This is a genomic window from Riemerella anatipestifer (genome assembly GCF_009663465.1).
Taxonomy (GTDB): domain Bacteria; phylum Bacteroidota; class Bacteroidia; order Flavobacteriales; family Weeksellaceae; genus Riemerella; species Riemerella anatipestifer_C.
Genome location: NZ_QXHU01000001.1, coordinates 154,644 through 174,626 on the forward strand (window position 1 = coordinate 154,644; position 19,983 = coordinate 174,626).

Here is a 19,983-nt window from a genome sequence, read left to right on the forward strand (position 1 = left end):
TATATTTGTGAGATGACTAGAAACACTTAATTAAAATGACTTACGAAGAAAGAATAAAACAATCTGAAACGCACACTTTTAAGGTAGTATTTCCTGACACTACTAACCACCATAATACTATGTTTGGCGGCACTATTATGAAAATAATGGACGAAGTTGCCTTCATTACTGCAACTAGATTTTCTAGGAAAACCATTGTAACAGTGAGTTGCGACCAAATTGATTTTAAAAAACCTATTCCTGCAGATACTTTAGTAGAACTTGTAGGGAAGGTAAAATCCGTAGGAAACACCAGTCTAAAAGTAAGTGTGGAGGTTTTTATTGAAGAAATGTATGCTAACACAAGAGAAAAAGCAGTATTTGGTGATTTCACTCTCGTTGCTATAGATGAGAACAAAAAACCAGTTAAAATACTTGACTAATCTATTACTAAAAATAGTTTAATTATTTTTTGTTATTAGAATTATCAGATGACAGACAAAATGATGAAAGAAGAATTGTTGCACAAAGCCATTAGAATTGCCCAAAATGCCCACCGTGGACAAACCGACAAATACAAAGCTCCTTATATAGGGCATGTGATGAGAGTGATGAATTACGGTAAAACTCTAGACGAAAAAATAGTAGGCGTACTACACGATGTTGTAGAAGACTGCCCAGAATACAGCATAGAATATCTAAAAAAACAAGGCTACCCAGATGAAATATTATTCGCGATAGAATGCCTTTCTAAGACCAACCCAGAGGAAAGCTATGACGATTTTATTAAACGTATTGAACAATCGCCTCTAGCTATTGCCGTTAAAATAAACGATTTAACCGATAATATGGATTTAAAAAGGGTAAACCGCCCGCTCACAGAAAAAGATTTGAAAAGGTTTAATAAATATCTAAAAGCCTACCATTATCTTATAGAAAAATACTAATCGTAAGTTTTCGCTGAATCTTTAATCAGATGGTTGAGGGTTTTCATCTCGTTGGGTGTCAGCTCTCGCCACTTTCCTATTGGTAAATCTAAATGGATATTCATAATTCTGATACGCTTTAGCTTCTTCACTTCGTATCCTAAATATTCGCACATACGGCGGATTTGTCTATTCAGACCCTGGGTGAGTACAATCCTAAATTGCATTTTATCCAGCTGCTCCACTTCGCACTTTCTGGTAACTGTGCCTAGTATCGGCACTCCCGCTCTCATCTGTTCTAAAAATTTATTGGTAATAGGCTTATCTACCCTTACAATATATTCCTTTTCGTGGTTGTTTCTTGCCCTTAATATTTTATTAACAATATCACCGTCTGAAGTCAGCAATATTAAACCCTCACTAGGCTTATCCAATCTTCCTATCGGGAAGATGCGTTTGGGATATTTGATGTAATCAATAATATTATTCTTTTCTCGTTTAGTATCCGTTGTACAAACAATGCCCACTGGCTTATTAAATGCAATATAAACATTCTCTTCCTTTGGCTCGGTAATAAGCTTCCCATCTACCTTTATCTCGTCTTCTGCACTTACTTTAGTCCCTAATTCTGGTATTTTACCATTGATGGTAATTCTCCCTTGTTCCAATATTTTATCTGCTTCTCTACGAGAACAAAAGCCTACTTCCGATAAATATTTATTGATTCTAACCTTTTCCACCAACTATAAATTTTTATTACTATAAAATACAATACCATAAGAGAAACCTATGAACCAATTCCCCATACTGTACCCTTCTAAAGACAGCTCAAACTTTTGCCCTAAATTACGATAAATAGAAGCATCAAACTTACCAACACTTAGTCCCCAGTACGCTGTATCATTGGCTGCGGAACGATTGAACTGTTTACCCAATTTCAATCCTATATAACCAAAATCATGGTCTTCGGCTTTGGTAACAAATATATACGGGTTGATGGTGTAATACAATAAATGGTAATTATCCGAAACATAGCTATACTTAATCCCTCCCGAAATAGCCAACCAATTAAAAGGTTGTACGCCCAATTCAGAAGCAAACCCATAAGCAAATTTTTCATCGCTTCGGCTATTATTCAGTGTATTATTATTTGTATTGGTATTATTTCCTCTAAGAATAGAGGCTAAATCTAACCCTACATTAGCATTTATTCCTGTGAATATTCCCAACTTATCAGATTTTTGTTCTTGAGCAAAGCTACCTAAAAAAGTAAGTGCAAAACAGAATACAAAAATTTTATCCATATCATTAAATATTATTGGTAAAACTAAACTCATTTGTTAAAAATTGTTCCGAAGCCTGTTCTACAGAAAAATCACCAATCTTAGTCCTTCTCAGCTGTGTAAGATAAGCTCCTACACCTAAAGCCTGACCTATATCGTGTGCTAAACTTCGGATATAAGTCCCTTTAGAACACCCTACACTAAACCTCACAAAAGGCAAATCAGCCTCTATATTGTCTATAAAGTAAATGGTGGTTTTCCGTTTCTTTAGTTCCACCTCTTCACCTGCTCTGGCAAGATTGTATGCTCTTTCGCCATCTACTTTAATCGCAGAAAATATAGGTGGCGTTTGGTCTATCTCTCCCACAAAACTATCCAAAGTTTCTAAAATTTGCTCTTTAGTGATGGTACTAATATCTTGGGGTAATATTTCTGGTTCTTCGGTGTCATAAGAAGCCGTCTGAACTCCAATTTTTATTTCGGCGTGATACTCTTTTGGAGCATTTTGTATTTCTGGGATAGTCTTAGTTGCCTTGCCCGTGCAGACCACCAAAAGCCCTGTGGCTCTAGGGTCTAATGTTCCTGCATGACCAATTTTAATCTTCTTTAGTTTAAACTCTCTTTTCAGTTTGAATTTCATTTTATTAACCGCCTGAAAGGAAGTCCAATCCAAAGGCTTATCTACCAAAAATACCTGTCCAGCTTGTATTTCTTCTAATGTCATTACTTCTATATTCTCTGCTACAAAAATAACAATTAAGTTTTACTCATTAGCATCATCAAAAGTTTATTCATAAAATTAACTTAGCTTAATAGAAATACTTTTTTAATATTTAATTAAATCAAATGAGAGTTAATTCTGTCGTAATACTTATATTTGCAAAGGAAATTTTCGTCCAAAGTAAGTATTGATTTAATTAAAATTACACCTATGAAATATAAAAGAATCCTTCTCAAACTTAGTGGTGAAGCACTTATGGGAAACCTACAATATGGTATAGATAACGACAGACTAAAGGAATATGCCACAGAGATTAAGAAAGTAGTAGACCAAGGTTGCGAGGTCGCTATCGTGATAGGAGGAGGCAATATTTTCAGAGGGCTAGCAGGGGCTGCCAAAGGAATGGATAGAGTGCAAGGCGACTATATGGGAATGCTGGCAACCGTCATCAATGGTATGGCTCTACAAGGTGCTTTGGAAGACATCGGCATTAAAACAAGACTACAATCTGCCATTGAAATGGATAAGGTAGCCGAGCCTTTTATTAAAAGAAGAGCAACTAGACACTTAGAAAAAGGGCGAGTAGTTATCTTCGGAGCTGGTACGGGCAACCCTTACTTTACTACGGATACTGCGGCTACGCTAAGAGCCATAGAAATAGGGGCTGATGTTATCCTTAAAGGTACTCGTGTAGATGGCATCTACGACAGCGACCCTGAAAAGAATAAAGATGCTGTGAAATTCAACAGCCTTTCGTTTGATGAAGTTTATGAAAAGAATTTAAAGGTAATGGATATGACTGCCTTTACTCTTAGCCAAGAGAACAAACTTCCTATCATTGTTTTTGATATGAATAAGGAAGGTAACCTTCTAAAGGTAGTTCAGGGCGAAGAAGTGGGAACGGTGGTAAGAAATTAAGAGTTTTATATAATTAAAAAAATAATCATTAAATAAAATGGAAGAGATACAGTTGATATTAGACAATGCTCGTCAGGAAATGGACGCTGCGATTAAACACCTAGAACACGCTTTCTTAAAGATTAGAGCTGGGCGCGCTTCTACGGCTATGGTACAAGATGTAATGGTGGAATACTATGGTAGCCCTACTCCTCTTAACCAAGTTGCGAATGTTTCTATCCCTGATGCGATGACTATTGCTATCCAACCTTGGGACAGGTCGGCTATTAAGGATGTAGAGAAGGGGATTATTAACTCTAACTTAGGGTTTGCTCCGTCTAACAATGGTGATACTATTATCCTAAATGTACCCCCGCTAACTGAAGAGAGAAGAAAAGACCTTGCAAAGCAAGCTAAAGCGGAAGCGGAACAGACTAAAGTAACTGTAAGAAATGCAAGACAAGATGCAATGAAAGACCTTAAGAAGCTAGATGGGGTATCCGAAGATATTATTAAAGATACCGAAAACGAGGTTCAGCAGCTTACAGATAAGTACATTAGTACGATAGACGACCACTACAAACATAAAGAAGTGGATATTATGAAAATATAAAAACTAAAGCTACCTTTTTAGGTAGCTTTGTTTTTTTAGGAGTTATTCTTAGAGGAAGAAGAATTGGGGAATATAACCCAAGCTCAGATTAAATACAATAAACCCCTAGAAATTTCTAGGGGTTTGTATTTATATCAGTCTATTTATTTTCTAGCTAGAACTTCGTCTATCATTCCGAATTCTTTAGCTTCTTCGGAGGTCATCCAGTAATCTCTATCGGAAGATTTTTCAACCCATTCATAAGATTGTCCAGAATGTTCAGAGATAATATCATAAAGTTCCTTCTTTAGCTTCAGCATTTCTCTAAGATTGATTTCCATATCGCTAGCCACACCTTGAGCTCCACCGCTAGGCTGATGTATCATCACTCTAGAATGTTTAAGAGCAGAGCGTTTACCCTTTTCTCCCGCTACAAGAAGCACGGCTCCCATAGAAGCAGCCATACCTGTACAGATAGTAGCTACATCAGGCTTAATGATTTGCATCGTGTCATAAATTCCCAACCCTGCATATACACTTCCGCCAGGAGAGTTAATGTAAATCTGAATGTCTTTAGAAGGGTCTGCACTCTCTAAAAATAGAAGCTGAGCCGTTACAATATTAGCAACTTGGTCGTCTATACCAGTGCCTAGAAAGATAATTCTATCCATCATCAATCTAGAAAAAACGTCCATTTGTGCTACATTCATACGGCGTTCCTCCATAATGTATGGCGTAAGGTTGGTTGGGTTAAAAGTCCCCATATATTGGTCGGTAGCTAGTCCATTATTTCCTAAGTGCTTTACCGAAAAATCTCTAAATTCCTTTTTAATATCCATATTGTGTTATATTTTATTTTCAAATTCAAATACCAATATTGTACCCGAAGTTTTTTGAGCGGTAAAAATAGTCATTCTGTCATAAAACACGAAACAATTTTTGGTCTATGGTATTTTTTAGCATCGTTAGTTTGATTATTTTTTGATAAATTTCTGTTTTATCTTCAATTTCGGTATTTTTCAAATCCTCTATCATTTTCATAATGTATTCTCGCTTGTAGCGATAGATGGTATCGGTAACTAATTTATTGATAGATTTTTCTTTTGGTAAAAGGTAAATATTATGTTTTTTCCAATCACTTAGCTGATAGGGCTCTACTAAAGCATTGGCTACTTTATTAGTAATTTCTTCATCCATTAAGGTAATGAAAAAACGCTCTGACCTCAGTTCATTGGTTTGGATACCTTGTTTTATTTCGTTGATGATTTTCCTATTGGTTTCAGATTGTATCTCACAATTATCCTCTTCCATTCGGCATATTACTTCTTCAATAACGGTGGTTTGGTAAACTTTATCTTCGGCATCTTTCATTTCAATAATATAATCTCCATACTTTAACATTAGTTCTACCATTTGTTCTTCCAAATAGAGTAGGGTGGTGTTGGCTTTAGTAAAGTCCGAAGTAATAATCTCTAGCTTAGGCTGTGGCTGAGGTGTAGTTTTTTTAGGTGTTAAATGTTGCTGTTCTTTAACCTGTTGTTGTATGCCTAGTTCGTTAAATAAACTCTGTTCCGAAAGCCCAAATTTGTTAGAAATTTCCTTGAGGTAAATCTCTTGTTTTAAAACATTCCCGACAAATGCCACCGATTTTACAATATCTCTAATGGCTTCGGATTTTTTTATAGGGTCGTGTTCTACATCTTTGAGTAGAATTTCTGCTTTAAAATTGATGAAATCTTGGGCGTTATTTTGTATAAAATCTTCTACAAACTCCTTTGGGTGTTTCCTAGAGAACGAGTCTGGGTCGTCTCCATCAGGGAAAAGTAAGATTCTGATATTCATTCCTTCAGAAAGGAGCATATCTATACTTCTAAAACTAGCCTTAATTCCTGCAGCATCTCCATCAAAAAGTATGGTTACATTTTCTGTAAGCCTTTTAATGAGTTTAATTTGCTCTGTGGTAAGTGCCGTCCCAGAACTCGCTACCACATGCTCTATCCCCGCTTGATGCAGTGCTACCACGTCCATATAACCCTCTACTAGTAAACATAAATTCTGTTTAGAAATGGCTTGTTTACTTTGGTTAAGCCCATAGAGAACATTAGATTTATGATAAATTTCTGTCTCAGGAGAATTGAGGTACTTGGCAGTTTTAACATTAGATTTTAAAATCCTAGCTCCAAACCCTAAGACTCTTCCAGAAAAACTATGGATGGGAAATATAACCCTTTCTCTAAAACGGTCTAAGCCATCAGGAGCATAATCTGTAAAAATGGATAATCCTGATTTTTCTAAAATTTCTTTGGTGTAGCCTTTAGAAATAGCATACTCTGTGAAGGCATTTTTTTGAATAGGAGAGTAGCCTAGCTGAAATTTTTTTATAATATCCTCTCGTAACTCTCTTTCTTTGAAATAAGATAAACCAATGCTTTTACCTTCTTCGGTTTCCCAAATTTGTTTTTGATAGTAGTGGTTGGCTACTTCGTGTATTTTATAGAGTAAATCTTTTTCGGTTTGGGCTGTTTTTTCTTCTTCGGTAAGCTCTCTTTGATGTTCTTCTATTTCGATGCCGTATTTTTTTGCGGCAAATCTGAGAGCTTCGGGATAGCTGAAATTCTCTATCTCCATTAAAAAAGAAATAGCTGTACCTCCTTTTCCAGAGGAAAAATCCTTCCAAATTTGCTTGGAAGGAGACACAATAAAACTAGGTGTTTTTTCATCTACAAAAGGGCTGAGTCCTTTATAATTAGACCCCGCTCTTTTGAGTTGAACATATTCACCCACAATTTCTTCCACTCGTACGGCGGAAAAAATTTTGTCTATCGTTTCTTTAGTTATCAAATTTTTATGATGAAATTAGATGCTATCTTGCTTCTTATCTTTTCCGAAAAACATTTTAATAATTACAGGTGCTGTTGTAATGACTACAATAAACAGTATTATTATTTCTAAATGTCTTTTTAAATCTATATCAAACTGGTCCAAAAATAATTTATCCAAATAATGCCCTGCAAAAATAAGTGAAAATGACCACGCAATAGCTCCAATGATGTTGTAAAGCATAAATTTACCTTTCTCCATTCCCACAATACCAGCTACAATAGGTGCAAAAGTTCTCACGATGGGTAAAAATCTAGCTGCTATAATGGCTATTCTACCGTGTTCTTCATAAAAATCGTGAGCTTTAAAAAGATATTTTTTCTTGAAAAGGAAAGAATCTGGTCTTTCGTATAAAGTAGGTCCACTTTTTCTACCAAACCAATAGCCAACCATATTTCCTAAAATAGCAGCAATGGCAATGGCACTAGCCAGTATAACGGTGCTTAAGAAATCACTTTTAATGATGCCAAAAGTTTCCGTAATCATAGGAACGGCATAGATACCAGAGATGAAAAGTAAACTATCTCCTGGTAAGAAAAAGCCTACAAAAAGTCCTGTTTCTGCAAATATGATAAATAACACTAACCAAAATCCTCCCATTTTGATATAAAATTCAGGATTTAGGAGGTCTTTCCAACTTTCAAAATGATCCATACTTATTTTTTACTTGATGCACAAAAATACTTAATTAAATTCTTTTTAGTCCTATCTATAAAGAGATTTAACAAATTTTATAATTCTAAATCGTTATCGGTAGCGGCTGTGCCGTCTGCCATAAGGTAGGCTTTTAGAAAAGGTGTGATTTCTCCATTCATTACAGCATCTACATCAGAAGTTTCGTGCCCTGACCTTACATCTTTTACCAATTTATAAGGGTGCATTACATAGTTTCTGATTTGGCTGCCCCATTCTATTTTCATTTTATTGGCTTCTATTTCGTTTCTAGCCTTCATTCGTTCTTCAAGTTCTATCTCATAAAGTCTAGATTTAAGAAGTTGTAGAGCCTTTTCTTTGTTTTGTAATTGAGACCTGCTTTCGGAGTTTTCTATGATAATTCCTGTTGGAGCGTGTCTTAGTCTTACGGCAGTTTCTACTTTATTTACATTCTGTCCACCTGCTCCAGAGGCTCTCATGGTTTCAAAGCTAATATCGGCTGGGTTGATGTTAATTTCTATTGAATCATCTACTAGAGGATAAACATATACTGATGCGAAACTAGTGTGTCTTTTAGCATTACTATCAAATGGAGAAATTCTTACCAAACGATGCACTCCATTTTCTCCTTTAAGATATCCAAAGGCGTATTCTCCTTCTATTTCTAATGTTACGGTTTTTACACCAGCCACATCACCTTCTTGGAAGTTGAGTTCCTTTACTTTGTATCCGTTTTTATCTGCCCACATTAGATACATTCTCATCAGCATACTTGCCCAATCGCAAGACTCTGTGCCACCCGCTCCAGCTGTAATTTGGAGTACAGCAGAAAGTTCGTCGCCTTCGTTTGAAAGCATATTTTTAAACTCTAAATTTTCTACTTTTTCTAGTAGAGTAGGGTAGGCGGTTTCTAGTTCTTGTGCACTGTCGGGGTCTTCTTTAGCGAACTCAAATAAAACTTGTAAATCTTCCAATCCTGTATGGATTTCTTCGTAATCTTCCACCCATTTTTTTTTAGACCTAAGTTGTTTCAAAAAAACTTCTGCTTCCTTTGGATTGTCCCAAAATTCTGGAGCAGCAGTTTTTTCGTCATCATTGGTAATTTCTAACTTTTTTTTATCAATTTGAAGATATTTGTGAAGGTCTGATACTCTTTGACTGATATTTTTTGCTTGATCTAATGTAACCACTTTTACGAAAATTTCCACAAAAATAACGAAATTCAGCTAAACCGAAATAGAACTTTTTAATTGAGTTTAAAATCAAACCGTTGTAAGAAATCGTCTTACCAGAAGCGTGGCGGAAATTGTTAAGCCAATACCAAGAGCTATCCACATTCCAAAAGCTCCCATATTTAGGTTGATGCATAAATAATATCCTAATGGTAAGGTAATTAGCCAATAGGCGATAAATGTAATAAAACTAGGAATTTTAACATCTTGCAATCCTCTCAAAAGACCTAACGCCGTAACTTGGATACCATCTGAAAGTTGGAAAAGAGCGGCAACAATCATCAGTTGAGAAGCTAAAACTAATACCTCCACATCTTCTTTTTTAGTAAAGAAAGTAGGAAGAACTTCTCTACCAAGTATGAAAACCATACCGCAAATTAGCATAAATAAAAATACTATTTTCAGGTTGTTAACACCTACTTTTTTTACTTCGTCAAAGTTTTTTTCGCCTACTTTGTTACCAACCATAATAGTGGAAGCTACACTAAACCCAATACAAAGATTAAAAGTGAAGGAAGCCATACTTAACACAATTTGATGAGCGGCAATATCTCTAGCACTTACTTTACCACAAATAAAAGCGGCGGCTGCAAATGCAGTTACCTCAAAAAACATTTGTAAAGACATTGGAAATCCTAGCCTAAGGAGTTTGATAAACACTTGTTTCTTAAGTAAACTTAGTTTTAAACTAAAGTCTTCCATATATCGGCGAGTTGTTTTCTCTTTTCTCATTACGAAAAATAGAAAGAACATCATAAATATTCTTGCAATAAGTGTAGCATATGCCGAGCCTGCAACTCCAAAACTTGGGATAATCCAAAATCCTTTTATCAAAATATAATTTAAAATAATATTGATGATATTCGCAATAATGGTTGCTTTGGTAACTCCGATGGTAAATGAAAGTCCTTCTGAAACCTCTCGCATGGTCTGAAATATCATAAAGGGGAAAATACTTACCACAACTATTTTAAGGTAGATTTCGGCATCGGGCATTATATGAGGAGGTTGGTCAAGATGATACATCAACGGACTAATGCCAAAAATTAACAGAATGAGAAGCAGCCCAATACTAATATTTACAATAAGTCCGTGACTAAAAACTTGGTTAATCTGTTGATGGTCTCCTCTAGTTTGGGCTTCCGAAACCAAAGGAGGAATAGCCAAAGAAAATCCCAAAGCAACTACAAAAATGGAAAAAAATATGCCGTTTGCTAAAGAAACCGAAGCAAGTGCATCGGCACCTAGTAAGTTTCCTACAATAATATTATCAAATAAATTAACGGAAACTTGCCCTACCTGTGTTAGCATCACGGGTAAGGCAAGTTTCATAAGTCGTTTGGTATAAGCTGTATCTAAGAAAGACATAACATTATGATAAGTTTATAGGGCTAATATTTCTCTTGTTATTTTTTAACAAAGTTGGAAATATCATTCTCACTTACAGGGTTTTCGCCTAATATAATTAGCCTTTCCACCACATTTCTTAACTCACGAATGTTACCTGTCCAATCATAATTTTGAAGAGCTTTTAGAGCTTCCTTACTAAATTCTTTTACAGGGCTACCATTCTCAGAAGCTATATTTTGTGCAAAATGTTCCACTAGTAGAGGTATATCTTCTTTTCTATCATTAAGAGCAGGAACTTGTATTTCTATTACCGAAAGTCGGTGGTATAAATCTTCCCTAAATCGTCCTTCCTCTATCTCTTTTTGTAAGTTTTTATTAGTCGCTGCTAAGACTCTTACATCTATTTTTATTTCTTTATCACTTCCCACAGGAGATACTTTATGTTCTTGTAAGGCTCTGAGCACTTTGGCTTGTGCCACCAAACTCATATCACCTATTTCGTCTAAAAATATCGTTCCTCCATTAGCTTGCTCAAATTTACCAGACTTATCCTTAACCGCACCTGTAAAAGAACCTTTCATATGTCCGAACAATTCACTTTCTATCAATTCTGAAGGTATTGCAGCACAGTTTACTTCTACCATAGGTCCCTTGGAGCGTTCACTTTGGGAATGTAAAGCGTGAGCCACTAGTTCCTTACCAGCACCATTAGGTCCAGTAATGAGAACTCTAGCATCAGACGGAGCCACTTTGTCTATCATATTTTGGATTTTCTTAAGGGCTTCCGAACTACCAATCATTTGATATTTCTTATTTACTTTTTTCTTAAGTTGAGTATTTTCCTTCTTTAAAATTTGATTAGAAGTCTTTAGTTCCTTTCGCTCCAAAGTATTTCTCACACTCGTGATGAGTCGGTTGAGGTCTATAGGCTTCTCTATAAAGTCGTAAGCTCCTTGTTTAAGGCATTGCACCGCTGTATTGATGTCTCCGTGGGCAGAAATCATCACAAAAGCAGTATCTGGTTTTATTTCCAATGCTTTTTGTAAAAGTTCTGTACCTGATACTTTGGGCATCTTTATATCGGATATTACTAAAGAAAAATCTTCTTTTTCTATTAGTTTATAAGCTTCTAATCCGTCGTCTGCTACTAAAATTTCATAATCTTTAACTTCCTCAGAAAGAATATTTTTAAGTAAACCTGAAATGGCTTTTTCGTCTTCTACGATTAATATTTTTTGCATAGAACAAAGATAATTATTTAAATTCTAAATTACTGATAATTTCTCATACCAAATATAGCAGACCCAACCCTAATAGAATTAGCTCCACATTCTATTGCTAATGGAAAATCACCACTCATACCCATAGATAAGGTGCTAAGTTGATAAGTGAGCGAAAGTTGGTTGTACATCTGTTTTAAGAATGAGAACTCTCTGCGAATTTGTGTTTCATCGTTGGTGAAAGTTGCCATTCCCATCAATCCTTGTAGCTTGATATTAGGAAATTCACCTTGTTTTATTTTAACACATAACTCTTTTACTTCATTAACTTCCATACCTGTTTTGGTATCTTCTTCTGCAATTTTAACTTGAAGTAAAATATTGATGATTCTCTTGTTTTTTCTTGCTTGTTTATCTATTTCCTGTAGTAGTTTTTCCGAATCCACGCTTTGTATAGTATGTACAAAAGAGGCAATATATTTAACCTTATTGGTTTGTAGATGACCTATAAGATGCCACTGTATATCAGTTGGCAACTTAGTATGTTTAGCAACCAACTCCTGTACCTTGTTTTCTCCAAATACTTTATGCCCTAAATTGTAAATTTTTTGTATATCTTCAACTGGATAAGTTTTAGAAACTGCTACAAGATTTACAGTTTTAGGAATTTGTGATATAAGTTGGGTATAATTAGTTTCTATAGACATAATACAAGATTATAACAATATTGAGCAAAAATAAAAAAAACCGCCTTATGGCGGTTTAAAAATATTCTTGAAATTATTTTTTTAGTAAATCTCTTATCTCCGCTAAAAGTTCTTCTTGTGTAGGGCCAGCTGGAACTTCTTCTACTTTTTCCTCTTTTTTCAGTTTGTTAATGCCCTTAATCATCACAAAAAGTACGAAAGCAATACATAGAAAGCTAATAATTGCAGAAAGAAAACTCCCATATTTAATACCATTCCAAGATAATTGAGCTATATTTTCTGCTCCAATTTTTTCTAGCATTGGACTCAGAAGTGCAGGCGTAATAACATCTTCTACAAGAGAGTTCACTATCTTTCCGAAAGCTCCCCCTATGATTACACCGACAGCTAAGTCGATAACATTGCCCCTAACAGCAAATTCTTTAAATTCTTTAACAAATCCCATAATAATTTTTACATTTTCCTTCGTGCAAAGATATTCAAAAATGTTAATCGTATCGTTAAGTATTATGATTTAGTACAAATAAAATCTATTAAAATAATGTAATATGTTAATAGTTAGTTATATAAATTGTTGCTAATTTTAAATCGTTTTGATATAAACATAATGGCTACTCCGGCTATCATAAATGGGATAGATAAAATTTGACCTGTGTTAAGCCCTGCAAACTGAATAAACTCATCACCTTGTGGTTCTTTCCAAAATTCTACAGTAAATCTTATTGCCCACAAGAGAGCCAAAAATAAACCAAATAACCACCCTTGTTGATATTTCTTTTTGGTTTTAAAGTATAAGAAAATGAGTAAAATAAATAGACATAGGTAGCCAAAAGACTCGAATAATTGTGTAGGGTATCTAGGGACAATTGCACCATATTCCATACTCTGTTGAGGGAATAATACGGCAAAAGGAGAACCCTCTGGGGCTGGTTTTCCGATAATTTCTGAATTGAAAAAGTTTCCTATCCTAATGAAAACACCAGCTAAGGCAATTACAATACCTAACCTATCATAGACCCAAAACGGATTTTTTTTGATGATTTTTAAACTATAATAGAGCGTGGTAAGTATAAGCGCAATGGCAGCTCCGTGGCTTGCAAGTCCAGAAAAACCTGTAAAGGCAAAGCTAGGTTGCGTACGAATAGGCAGAAAAACTGACCAAAAATCTTCCTTAAAAAGTTCAGGCTGATAAAAAATAACATGTCCTAACCTCGCTCCAAAGATGGTACCGACTAAAGTCCATGTAAATAGAGGTTCTAAATATTTTTCATCTACACCGTCTATCTTGAAAAACTTTTTCATAATCAAAAAGCCTAAGCCGAATGCTAAAACAAACATTAGACTGTAATAGTGAATAGTGAAAAAATTACCTAACTCTATTCCTTTAGATGGATTCCAGGTGGTGTATAAAAATGGTGTCATTATGTTTTAGTTTATTTTATGTTTCTTTTCTGGTACAGGGTCGTAGCCACTTCCTCCCCATGGGTGGCATCGCCCAATTCTTTTTATACCTAGCCAAAATCCACTTAGAAGTCCGTGTTTTCTCAAGGCTTGTAGCATATAATGTGAACAGGTGGGCTGATAACGACAATTATTTCCTAACCAAGGAGAGATGGCATTTTGGTAAAACTTGATGAGAATTACCAAGGGGAAAATCAATATGTTATTAAAATTTGCTTTCAAAACATTGCAAAAATAGACTAAAAAAATGAAAATTAGTTTAATTTTGTTTCAAGTTTAAATAATTTTAATGCCTCATACTTTGAATTCAAATATTCCTTTAGCAGAGAAATTACGCCCAAAAACCTTAGATGAAATGCTTGGGCAAGAACATCTTACAGGTAAAGACGGAACTATAAGAAAAATGCTGGAAACCGACCGGCTTAATTCTCTGATTTTATGGGGCCCTCCAGGAACGGGTAAAACTACCTTAGCAGAAATTCTTTCGGAGCAATCGGGACGAAAATTTTTTAAACTTTCTGCGGTTTCTAGTGGGGTGAAAGAGGTAAGAGAAGTGATAGATGATGCTAAAAAACAACACTTATTTTCTGGTAAATCTCCTATTTTGTTTATAGATGAAATCCATAGATTCAACAAATCACAACAGGATTCTTTGCTTCACGCTGTGGAAAAAGGCTGGGTGATTCTGATAGGAGCAACGACCGAAAATCCTAGTTTTGAAGTAGTTTCTGCATTATTGTCTCGCTCTCAAGTTTACGTTTTAAAACCATTGAGCTACGAAAAATTGGAGGAATTAGCTACTATTGCGGTCGCTCGTTTCAATCAAGATGAAAATACAGAGTTTACTATTGAAGATAATCAAGGGTTTATACAATATTCGGGAGGAGATGCTAGAAAACTCATCAATTCAGTAGAGTGGGTGCTTAATCAGTATAAAGGTTCTGGACAAAACCAGTTATCTAGTGAGGCTATTCTGAAAGTTTTACAAGAAACTGTACCTGTTTACGATAAAAATGGAGAGCAGCATTATGATGTAATTTCGGCTTTTATAAAATCCATTAGAGGGAGCGATGTTAATGCTGCTTTGTATTGGTTAGGGAGAATGCTCGTGGGGGGCGAAGATATTAAGTTTATTGCAAGGCGACTTTTGATATTGGCGGCAGAAGATATAGGCTTGGCTAACCCTAACGCTCTTACAATGGCTAACAGTTGTTTTCAGTCGGTTAATGTTATAGGTTATCCAGAATCTCGTATTATCCTTAGCGAATGTGTGATTTATTTAGCGGCCTCACCTAAGAGTAATTCAGCGTATCAAGCTATCAATGAGGCAATGGCGATGGCGACAAAAACGACTCATTTGCCTGTGCCGTTGCACCTAAGAAATGCACCTACAAAACTTATGAAAGAAATGGACTATGGTAAAAATTACCGCTACGCTCACGCCTACGAGGGAAATTTTGTATCACAAGAATTTTTTCCTGAAGAATTATCTGGAGTTTCTTTTTATCGTTCAGGAGATAATGCTACCGAAAGAAAAATAAAAGAACAAATTTCTAAAAAGTGGGGCGATAAATATTAGAGTTCGCCCTTACCTTGTCTAATGATTTCTGCAATACCAGAAGTTAAATCTACAATGGTAGAAGCCACATTATCACCATAGCCTGAATCAATGACAATATCCACTAAGTGGTCATACTTTTCAGCGATAAGTTCTGGGTCTGTGGAATACTCTATAATTTCATCGTCGTCTTTTATAGAAGTGGAAGCAATAGGACGGCCTAATTTTTCTACAATAAGTTGCGGAATAGGGTGGTCTGGCACTCTAATACCAACGGTTTTATGACCTTTATAAGAAAGAGGTAAATTCTTATTAGCTTCTAGAATAAAGGTAAACGGTCCAGGAATATGACTTTTTAATAATCTAAAAACAGAATTGTCAATAGGTTTAGTGAAAGACGAAAGATGACTTAAATCGTTACAAATAATAGAAAAATGAGCTTTCTCTAGTTTTATTTTCTTTAGAGAAGCTAGTTTTTCCATTGCTTTAATGTTATTGATGTCGCACCCCAAGGCGTAAACTGTATCGGAAGGATAAATGATTAGCCCCCCATTATCTAAGGTTTTAATTACCTCTTTTATAAGGTTTTCTTGGGGATTTTCGGGATAGATTTTAATGACTTTCGCCATAGTTTTTTTCTTTTTTTCGTTTCAGTTCCTCGTCGTATTCGTGGAGGATATTATGTTCAGGAGTTTGTTCTATAGCTTCCATTATTTTTTGTAAAATCTCTTGTGCAGATTCGTTTTCATAATCAATATCAAGAGCAGGTTTAAATTCCATAGTTGGTTCTACGCCTGTTACTTTAATTTTAAGCCCTTTTTTGTCAAAAGCCCTTCTAAATCCATTGATTTTGATAGGTATTACAATAGGGCGTTGTTGTTTTACCAATTTGGCAGTTCCTTTTCTCCCTTGTGCAAATGCCGAAGTTGTCCCTTGTGGGAAAGTGATTACCCAACCGTTATCCAAAGCTTTAATGATGTTTTCTACCTCACTCATATCTACCATACGATTGATATTTTTACCTTCGGCGCGCCAAGTTCTTTTTACTGTTACAGCACCTGCCAGTTTGAAAATTCGGGCAAGGATACCTTTATTCATCGTTTCTTCAGCGGCCACATAGTAGAAATCTACTTTAGGATTAAGTAAGTAAACAGGATTTTTTATCGTATTATGATAACCATTATTTACGGCACAAAAAGCGTGATACATAGCTGCAACATCAGCAAAGTAGGTTTGGTGGTTAGATACAAACAAAACATTACTTTCTGGTAAGTCTACCAAATGTTCAGTACCTGATATTTTAAGTTTATTAAATCCGTTGAACCTTCTGTAAGATATTATCCCTAAAATGAAAATAATAAATCTTTTAAGAAAGTATAAATTCCCGAATGAATCGGTAAATATTGTTTTTTTTGCCATCGGTTACGCCTGTGTTTAGCGTGCAAATTTACATATTTTTTAACAACTGGCTAAACTCGTACAAAATCATAGAGGTGGCTCCCCAGATATTATAGTTTTTATATTGTATCACAGGGACTTCTATATGTTTGTCAAATAAAATTTTAGAGGGTTGTTTTGGTAGGTCTAAAAGTAAGGATAGAGGTAGTTCTATCAGCTCTTGGGCTTCAGATTCTTGTAGAGTGAATTTTGGATTTTTTTTAGTATACGAAACATAAGTATGAACATAAAAATTACTAGGCGGAATATACAACGGACTTAAACTTCGTATCAACCTCAAGTAAGGACGAATAATGCCTAGTTCCTCTGTAGTTTCACGCAGAGCGGTGTGGGCAAATGTTTCATCAGAAACTTCTTTTTTTCCACCAGGTAAAGAGATTTGTCCACTATGTTTGTCATTAACATTAGCTGTTCTTACCATAAGTGGGATATGCCATTGGTTATTTTTGAGATAAAGTAAAATGTTAACAGCAGCTAACTTTGGTTTTTTAACCATTATTTCGTCATAGGAGTAGAGAGGTCTTTGGGGTGGAGCATAAATTTTATGAGCATTTTCTCCTTCTAGAGGAGCGGCTTTAATTCGTTTGATTAAATCTCTACCAAGTTTCATTTTTTAATCCATTTTTTGTTTTAAAAAACCTTTTAAATCTTTGTTAGAACCATAAATTACTAGTATATCATTAGTTTCTAGTAGAGTATCTGTAGCTGCCACACCTAGTACTTTGTTTTCTGTTTTGGTTTTGCCTAAAAGACTTTTAACTTCTACTTTTCTTATAATAGTGAGTACAACTAAGTTGTATTTTTGGCGGAAATCTATTTCACGAATGGTCTTCCCAATATATTCCTCTGGTACTTTAGCTTCTATGATACTGTATTCTTGATTCAACTCAAAAGAATCTACAATATTGCTTAGGCATAATTTTTTCGCCCATCTTTCTGCTGTTTCTTCTTCAGGGTGTACTATTTCATCAACGCCGATGGCTTGTAATACTTTTTCGTGCAGAGGATTGATGGCACGGCTGATGAGTCGTTTCACTTGTAAGTTTTTAAGTAGAGCGGTGGTCATTACATTAGCGCCTTGGTCTTCGCCAATGGCAACCACGAAAATATCTGTCTCTTTGATGGGAAGTCCCGAAACGGTAAATTCATCGGTAGAATCCATACAGATGGTATGCGATATTTTTTCTTTATAGGCATCTACTTTGGCGGCACTATTATCTATCCCGATAACTTCGTTGCCTTGAGCCGTTAGTTTTTGGGCTAAAGAAGCTCCAAAGTTTCCTAATCCTACTATAATATATTTCATTTCGTTTTTAATTTATGGTTATTTCTTCTTTTGGATAGCTATAATTTTTATACTTAGATTTTTTAACTATAGCAATAGCTAATGACAACATACTGATACGCCCCACAAACATAATGCCTATGAGTACCATTTTAGAGGCTTCACTTAGAGAGGCGGTAATGCCTAAGCTTAGTCCTACGGTACTATAAGCAGAGAAACATTCAAAAGAAATATCTAGAAGGTTTTTGTCTGGGTCAAAAAAAGTAATGAGCATCACGCCCAATCCTATCGCCATAAGAGATAACGTCATAATAGCAAAGGCTCTTCGTATAGAAATATCAGCGATTTCTCTTCGGAAAATTTCTACTTTAGATTTGCCTTTGGCAAGGCTTAACACATTGAGGAACGCTATGGCAAAAGTATTTGTTTTAATACCACCACCGGTAGATTGTGGCGAAGCTCCTACCCACATAAGTAAAAATATAACCATAATGGTAGGGAAGGACATAGAGGCATTGTTAATGGTGTTAAACCCTGCCGTTCTAGGTGTAGTAGCACCGAATAAAGCGGTTACGAATTTCCCAAAACCTTCATGTTCTGCTAAAGTGTTGTGATATTCTAAAATGTAAAAAATAATAGTACCAACTATTGTGAGAGATACGGTAGTTACCAAAGTGATACGGCTATCTAAGGTTAATACCCAAGGTCTGTACCTTCTTTTTTGTTCGGAGAATGGACTTATATGGGCGATTTTATATTTAATATAATTGATGATATTTACCACGATAGGGAAGCCTAAACCTCCGAAAACAAAAGTAAAAATAACAACTAAATGTAAATAGTAGTTGTATTTGTAAGCACTATCATAAAGATTAGCATCTAGAGTAGAAAACCCTGCGTTACAAAAGGCAGATACAGAATGAAAAACAGAAAAAAAGATATGTTGAAACTCCGATGTAAACAGAGTGGAGCTTACACTTGTATATATCAAAACTCCAGAGAAGAGTTCTATTCCAAAAGTAATGAGAATAATGTTTTTTAGAGTAGAGAACACATCGCTGAGTTTTTTTGAACTCGTCATATCGCTTAGAGCCAATTGGTTTTCGTAAGAAGTGCCACCTTTGAAAAAGTAGCTAAAATAACTTGCGAAAGTTAAAATTCCTAAACCTCCAATTTGAATTAAAATAATAATGATAAGTTTACCAAAAGTTGTAAAGTCACTGCCTGTATTCAGTACCGATAAGCCCGTAACACAAACCGCACTAGTAGAGGTAAACAAAGCATCTAAAAACGAAATCCCGTGTGTGGTAGCTTTGGGGAGCGTGAGCAGAAAAGCTCCCATTAGTATAATCACAATAAAACTACTGATGAATAATTGGGCTGGATTGAGTATCGTCCTTTTAAAATTGATTTTCAAATCCGAAAACTCTCTTATAAAAGTAAATACCACTGCCATAATAACCCAATATCTACTTTCAAAAAAACGGTCTAGGCTACCGTACAATGGGCTTAAAAAATGAAAGTAGAAAATAACCACCGTAAATATTACCGTAGCTAAATCAAAAATGAAAGCTTTCCGATTAACAGAAGTTCTTTTCTCATAATATCTGGCAGCAGTGGAAATGAGTCCTATAGCAATAGCGAAGTGGTAGTAGCCATCAAACATCATTCTAGAATCTTTAGATTGGTTAAAACCAAAATCACCAAAGAACGCAACAATCCCTAGGGTGCTGATGATAAAGGAAAATATATAGAGAAGTTTAAAGTTAATAATCATTAT

At 35.2% G+C, this 19,983-nt stretch carries 23 protein-coding genes; 5 read left to right on the forward strand and 18 right to left on the reverse strand.

The window, feature by feature from the left end; genetic code table 11:
• The first annotated feature begins 35 nt into the window (after positions 1-35).
• Entirely contained in the window at positions 36-422 is a 387-nt protein-coding gene (locus tag D1003_RS00620) for an acyl-CoA thioesterase (protein WP_004917996.1), read from the forward strand.
• Between the two features lie 48 nt (positions 423-470).
• Complete coding sequence (locus D1003_RS00625) at positions 471-926, forward strand: phosphohydrolase (protein ID WP_014938946.1); 456 nt, start codon at positions 471-473, stop codon at positions 924-926.
• Here D1003_RS00625 and rluF read toward each other — a convergent pair.
• The 3 genes from rluF to truB are packed head-to-tail and all read right to left on the reverse strand — an operon-like array spanning position 923 to position 2,912.
• Positions 923-1,645, reverse strand: coding sequence for a 23S rRNA pseudouridine(2604) synthase RluF (gene rluF / locus D1003_RS00630; RefSeq protein ID WP_015345531.1), 723 nt, complete (start codon positions 1,643-1,645; stop codon positions 923-925). The two genes, D1003_RS00625 and rluF, sit on opposite strands and share 4 nt — an antisense overlap.
• A 3-nt stretch (positions 1,646-1,648) precedes the next feature.
• Entirely contained in the window at positions 1,649-2,209 is a 561-nt protein-coding gene (locus tag D1003_RS00635) for a hypothetical protein (RefSeq protein WP_185114019.1), read from the reverse strand.
• Between the two features lie 4 nt (positions 2,210-2,213).
• Positions 2,214-2,912: a tRNA pseudouridine(55) synthase TruB gene (gene truB / locus D1003_RS00640; RefSeq protein ID WP_052911223.1), complete on the reverse strand. Its 699-nt coding sequence runs from the start codon at positions 2,910-2,912 to the stop codon at positions 2,214-2,216.
• 207 nt (positions 2,913-3,119) lie between these two features.
• Here truB and pyrH point away from each other — a divergent pair, with 207 nt between their 5' ends.
• Together pyrH and frr are read left to right on the forward strand one after the other, a co-directional pair.
• The gene (gene pyrH, locus D1003_RS00645; RefSeq protein ID WP_004917986.1) at positions 3,120-3,827 is read left to right on the forward strand and encodes a UMP kinase; all 708 of its coding nucleotides are present in this window, start codon (positions 3,120-3,122) and stop codon (positions 3,825-3,827) included.
• 37 nt (positions 3,828-3,864) lie between these two features.
• A complete protein-coding gene (gene frr, locus D1003_RS00650; protein WP_014938951.1) occupies positions 3,865-4,419 on the forward strand; it encodes a ribosome recycling factor in 555 nt (184 codons plus the stop codon).
• 143 nt (positions 4,420-4,562) lie between these two features.
• Here the strand turns inward: frr and clpP are convergent, their stop codons facing one another.
• The 10 genes from clpP to yidD all read right to left on the reverse strand — a co-directional run bounded on the left by clpP (position 4,563) and on the right by yidD (position 14,124).
• Positions 4,563-5,237, reverse strand: coding sequence for an ATP-dependent Clp endopeptidase proteolytic subunit ClpP (gene clpP / locus D1003_RS00655; RefSeq protein ID WP_052911268.1), 675 nt, complete (start codon positions 5,235-5,237; stop codon positions 4,563-4,565).
• 79 nt (positions 5,238-5,316) lie between these two features.
• Positions 5,317-7,239, reverse strand: coding sequence for a DNA primase (gene dnaG, locus D1003_RS00660; protein ID WP_153935312.1), 1,923 nt, complete (start codon positions 7,237-7,239; stop codon positions 5,317-5,319).
• A 15-nt stretch (positions 7,240-7,254) separates the two neighbouring features.
• Positions 7,255-7,932: a DedA family protein gene (locus tag D1003_RS00665; protein WP_153935313.1), complete on the reverse strand. Its 678-nt coding sequence runs from the start codon at positions 7,930-7,932 to the stop codon at positions 7,255-7,257.
• A 77-nt stretch (positions 7,933-8,009) separates the two neighbouring features.
• On the reverse strand, positions 8,010-9,122 hold the full coding sequence (gene prfB / locus D1003_RS00670; RefSeq protein ID WP_311709584.1) for a peptide chain release factor 2: 1,113 nt from the start codon (positions 9,120-9,122) through the stop codon (positions 8,010-8,012).
• A gap of 72 nt (positions 9,123-9,194) precedes the next feature.
• Positions 9,195-10,532 carry an MATE family efflux transporter gene (locus D1003_RS00675; RefSeq protein WP_153935315.1) on the reverse strand — a complete coding sequence of 446 codons (1,338 nt, stop codon included), beginning with the start codon at positions 10,530-10,532 and terminating at the stop codon, positions 9,195-9,197.
• 38 nt (positions 10,533-10,570) lie between these two features.
• Positions 10,571-11,755: a sigma-54 dependent transcriptional regulator gene (locus D1003_RS00680; RefSeq protein WP_052911265.1), complete on the reverse strand. Its 1,185-nt coding sequence runs from the start codon at positions 11,753-11,755 to the stop codon at positions 10,571-10,573.
• Between the two features lie 29 nt (positions 11,756-11,784).
• Entirely contained in the window at positions 11,785-12,441 is a 657-nt protein-coding gene (locus D1003_RS00685; RefSeq protein WP_153935316.1) for a YggS family pyridoxal phosphate-dependent enzyme, read from the reverse strand.
• Positions 12,442-12,514: 73 nt separating this feature from the next.
• On the reverse strand, positions 12,515-12,886 hold the full coding sequence (mscL, locus tag D1003_RS00690; RefSeq protein ID WP_153935317.1) for a large conductance mechanosensitive channel protein MscL: 372 nt from the start codon (positions 12,884-12,886) through the stop codon (positions 12,515-12,517).
• A 113-nt stretch (positions 12,887-12,999) separates the two neighbouring features.
• Positions 13,000-13,863 carry a prolipoprotein diacylglyceryl transferase gene (lgt, locus tag D1003_RS00695; RefSeq protein WP_153935318.1) on the reverse strand — a complete coding sequence of 288 codons (864 nt, stop codon included), beginning with the start codon at positions 13,861-13,863 and terminating at the stop codon, positions 13,000-13,002.
• 6 nt (positions 13,864-13,869) lie between these two features.
• Positions 13,870-14,124: a membrane protein insertion efficiency factor YidD gene (gene yidD, locus D1003_RS00700; protein ID WP_153935319.1), complete on the reverse strand. Its 255-nt coding sequence runs from the start codon at positions 14,122-14,124 to the stop codon at positions 13,870-13,872.
• A gap of 79 nt (positions 14,125-14,203) precedes the next feature.
• Here yidD and D1003_RS00705 point away from each other — a divergent pair, with 79 nt between their 5' ends.
• Positions 14,204-15,481 (forward strand): replication-associated recombination protein A, encoded by a 1,278-nt coding sequence (locus D1003_RS00705; RefSeq protein WP_153935563.1) that lies wholly within the window; start codon positions 14,204-14,206, stop codon positions 15,479-15,481.
• On the opposite strand, the gene D1003_RS00710 is transcribed toward D1003_RS00705, so the two are convergent.
• Genes D1003_RS00710 through D1003_RS00730 form a run of 5 tightly spaced genes read right to left on the reverse strand, consistent with a single transcriptional unit; the run spans position 15,478 to position 19,980 of the window.
• On the reverse strand, positions 15,478-16,089 hold the full coding sequence (locus tag D1003_RS00710) for an L-threonylcarbamoyladenylate synthase (protein ID WP_153935320.1): 612 nt from the start codon (positions 16,087-16,089) through the stop codon (positions 15,478-15,480). The genes D1003_RS00705 and D1003_RS00710 overlap by 4 nt on opposite strands.
• Positions 16,073-16,879, reverse strand: a complete 807-nt coding sequence (locus D1003_RS00715) for a 1-acyl-sn-glycerol-3-phosphate acyltransferase (RefSeq protein ID WP_153935321.1) — start codon at positions 16,877-16,879, stop codon at positions 16,073-16,075. The genes D1003_RS00710 and D1003_RS00715 overlap by 17 nt, the downstream gene beginning before the upstream one ends.
• Positions 16,880-16,907: 28 nt before the next feature.
• A complete protein-coding gene (locus D1003_RS00720; RefSeq protein ID WP_153935322.1) occupies positions 16,908-17,528 on the reverse strand; it encodes a CoA pyrophosphatase in 621 nt (206 codons plus the stop codon).
• Between the two features lie 3 nt (positions 17,529-17,531).
• Entirely contained in the window at positions 17,532-18,224 is a 693-nt protein-coding gene (locus tag D1003_RS00725; protein WP_014938997.1) for a TrkA family potassium uptake protein, read from the reverse strand.
• Positions 18,225-18,231: 7 nt separating this feature from the next.
• Complete coding sequence (locus tag D1003_RS00730; protein WP_153935323.1) at positions 18,232-19,980, reverse strand: TrkH family potassium uptake protein; 1,749 nt, start codon at positions 19,978-19,980, stop codon at positions 18,232-18,234.
• Between the last annotated feature and the right edge of the window lie 3 nt (positions 19,981-19,983).

Excerpts from the sequence above, each read along its gene's own strand:
- D1003_RS00620 (WP_004917996.1), top strand. The coding sequence starts at position 36 with ATGACTTACGAAGAAAGAATAAAACAATCTGAAACGCACACTTTTAAG.
- D1003_RS00625 (WP_014938946.1), top strand. The coding sequence starts at position 471 with ATGACAGACAAAATGATGAAAGAAGAATTGTTGCACAAAGCCATTAGA.
- D1003_RS00635 (WP_185114019.1), bottom strand. The coding sequence starts at position 2,209 with ATGGATAAAATTTTTGTATTCTGTTTTGCACTTACTTTTTTAGGTAGC.
- truB (WP_052911223.1), bottom strand. The coding sequence starts at position 2,912 with ATGACATTAGAAGAAATACAAGCTGGACAGGTATTTTTGGTAGATAAG.
- pyrH (WP_004917986.1), top strand. The coding sequence starts at position 3,120 with ATGAAATATAAAAGAATCCTTCTCAAACTTAGTGGTGAAGCACTTATG.
- frr (WP_014938951.1), top strand. The coding sequence starts at position 3,865 with ATGGAAGAGATACAGTTGATATTAGACAATGCTCGTCAGGAAATGGAC.
- clpP (WP_052911268.1), bottom strand. The coding sequence starts at position 5,237 with ATGGATATTAAAAAGGAATTTAGAGATTTTTCGGTAAAGCACTTAGGA.
- D1003_RS00665 (WP_153935313.1), bottom strand. The coding sequence starts at position 7,932 with ATGGATCATTTTGAAAGTTGGAAAGACCTCCTAAATCCTGAATTTTAT.
- D1003_RS00675 (WP_153935315.1), bottom strand. The coding sequence starts at position 10,532 with ATGTCTTTCTTAGATACAGCTTATACCAAACGACTTATGAAACTTGCC.
- D1003_RS00680 (WP_052911265.1), bottom strand. The coding sequence starts at position 11,755 with ATGCAAAAAATATTAATCGTAGAAGACGAAAAAGCCATTTCAGGTTTA.
- D1003_RS00685 (WP_153935316.1), bottom strand. The coding sequence starts at position 12,441 with ATGTCTATAGAAACTAATTATACCCAACTTATATCACAAATTCCTAAA.
- mscL (WP_153935317.1), bottom strand. The coding sequence starts at position 12,886 with ATGGGATTTGTTAAAGAATTTAAAGAATTTGCTGTTAGGGGCAATGTT.
- lgt (WP_153935318.1), bottom strand. The coding sequence starts at position 13,863 with ATGACACCATTTTTATACACCACCTGGAATCCATCTAAAGGAATAGAG.
- D1003_RS00710 (WP_153935320.1), bottom strand. The coding sequence starts at position 16,089 with ATGGCGAAAGTCATTAAAATCTATCCCGAAAATCCCCAAGAAAACCTT.
- D1003_RS00715 (WP_153935321.1), bottom strand. The coding sequence starts at position 16,879 with ATGGCAAAAAAAACAATATTTACCGATTCATTCGGGAATTTATACTTT.
- D1003_RS00720 (WP_153935322.1), bottom strand. The coding sequence starts at position 17,528 with ATGAAACTTGGTAGAGATTTAATCAAACGAATTAAAGCCGCTCCTCTA.
- D1003_RS00725 (WP_014938997.1), bottom strand. The coding sequence starts at position 18,224 with ATGAAATATATTATAGTAGGATTAGGAAACTTTGGAGCTTCTTTAGCC.
- D1003_RS00730 (WP_153935323.1), bottom strand. The coding sequence starts at position 19,980 with ATGATTATTAACTTTAAACTTCTCTATATATTTTCCTTTATCATCAGC.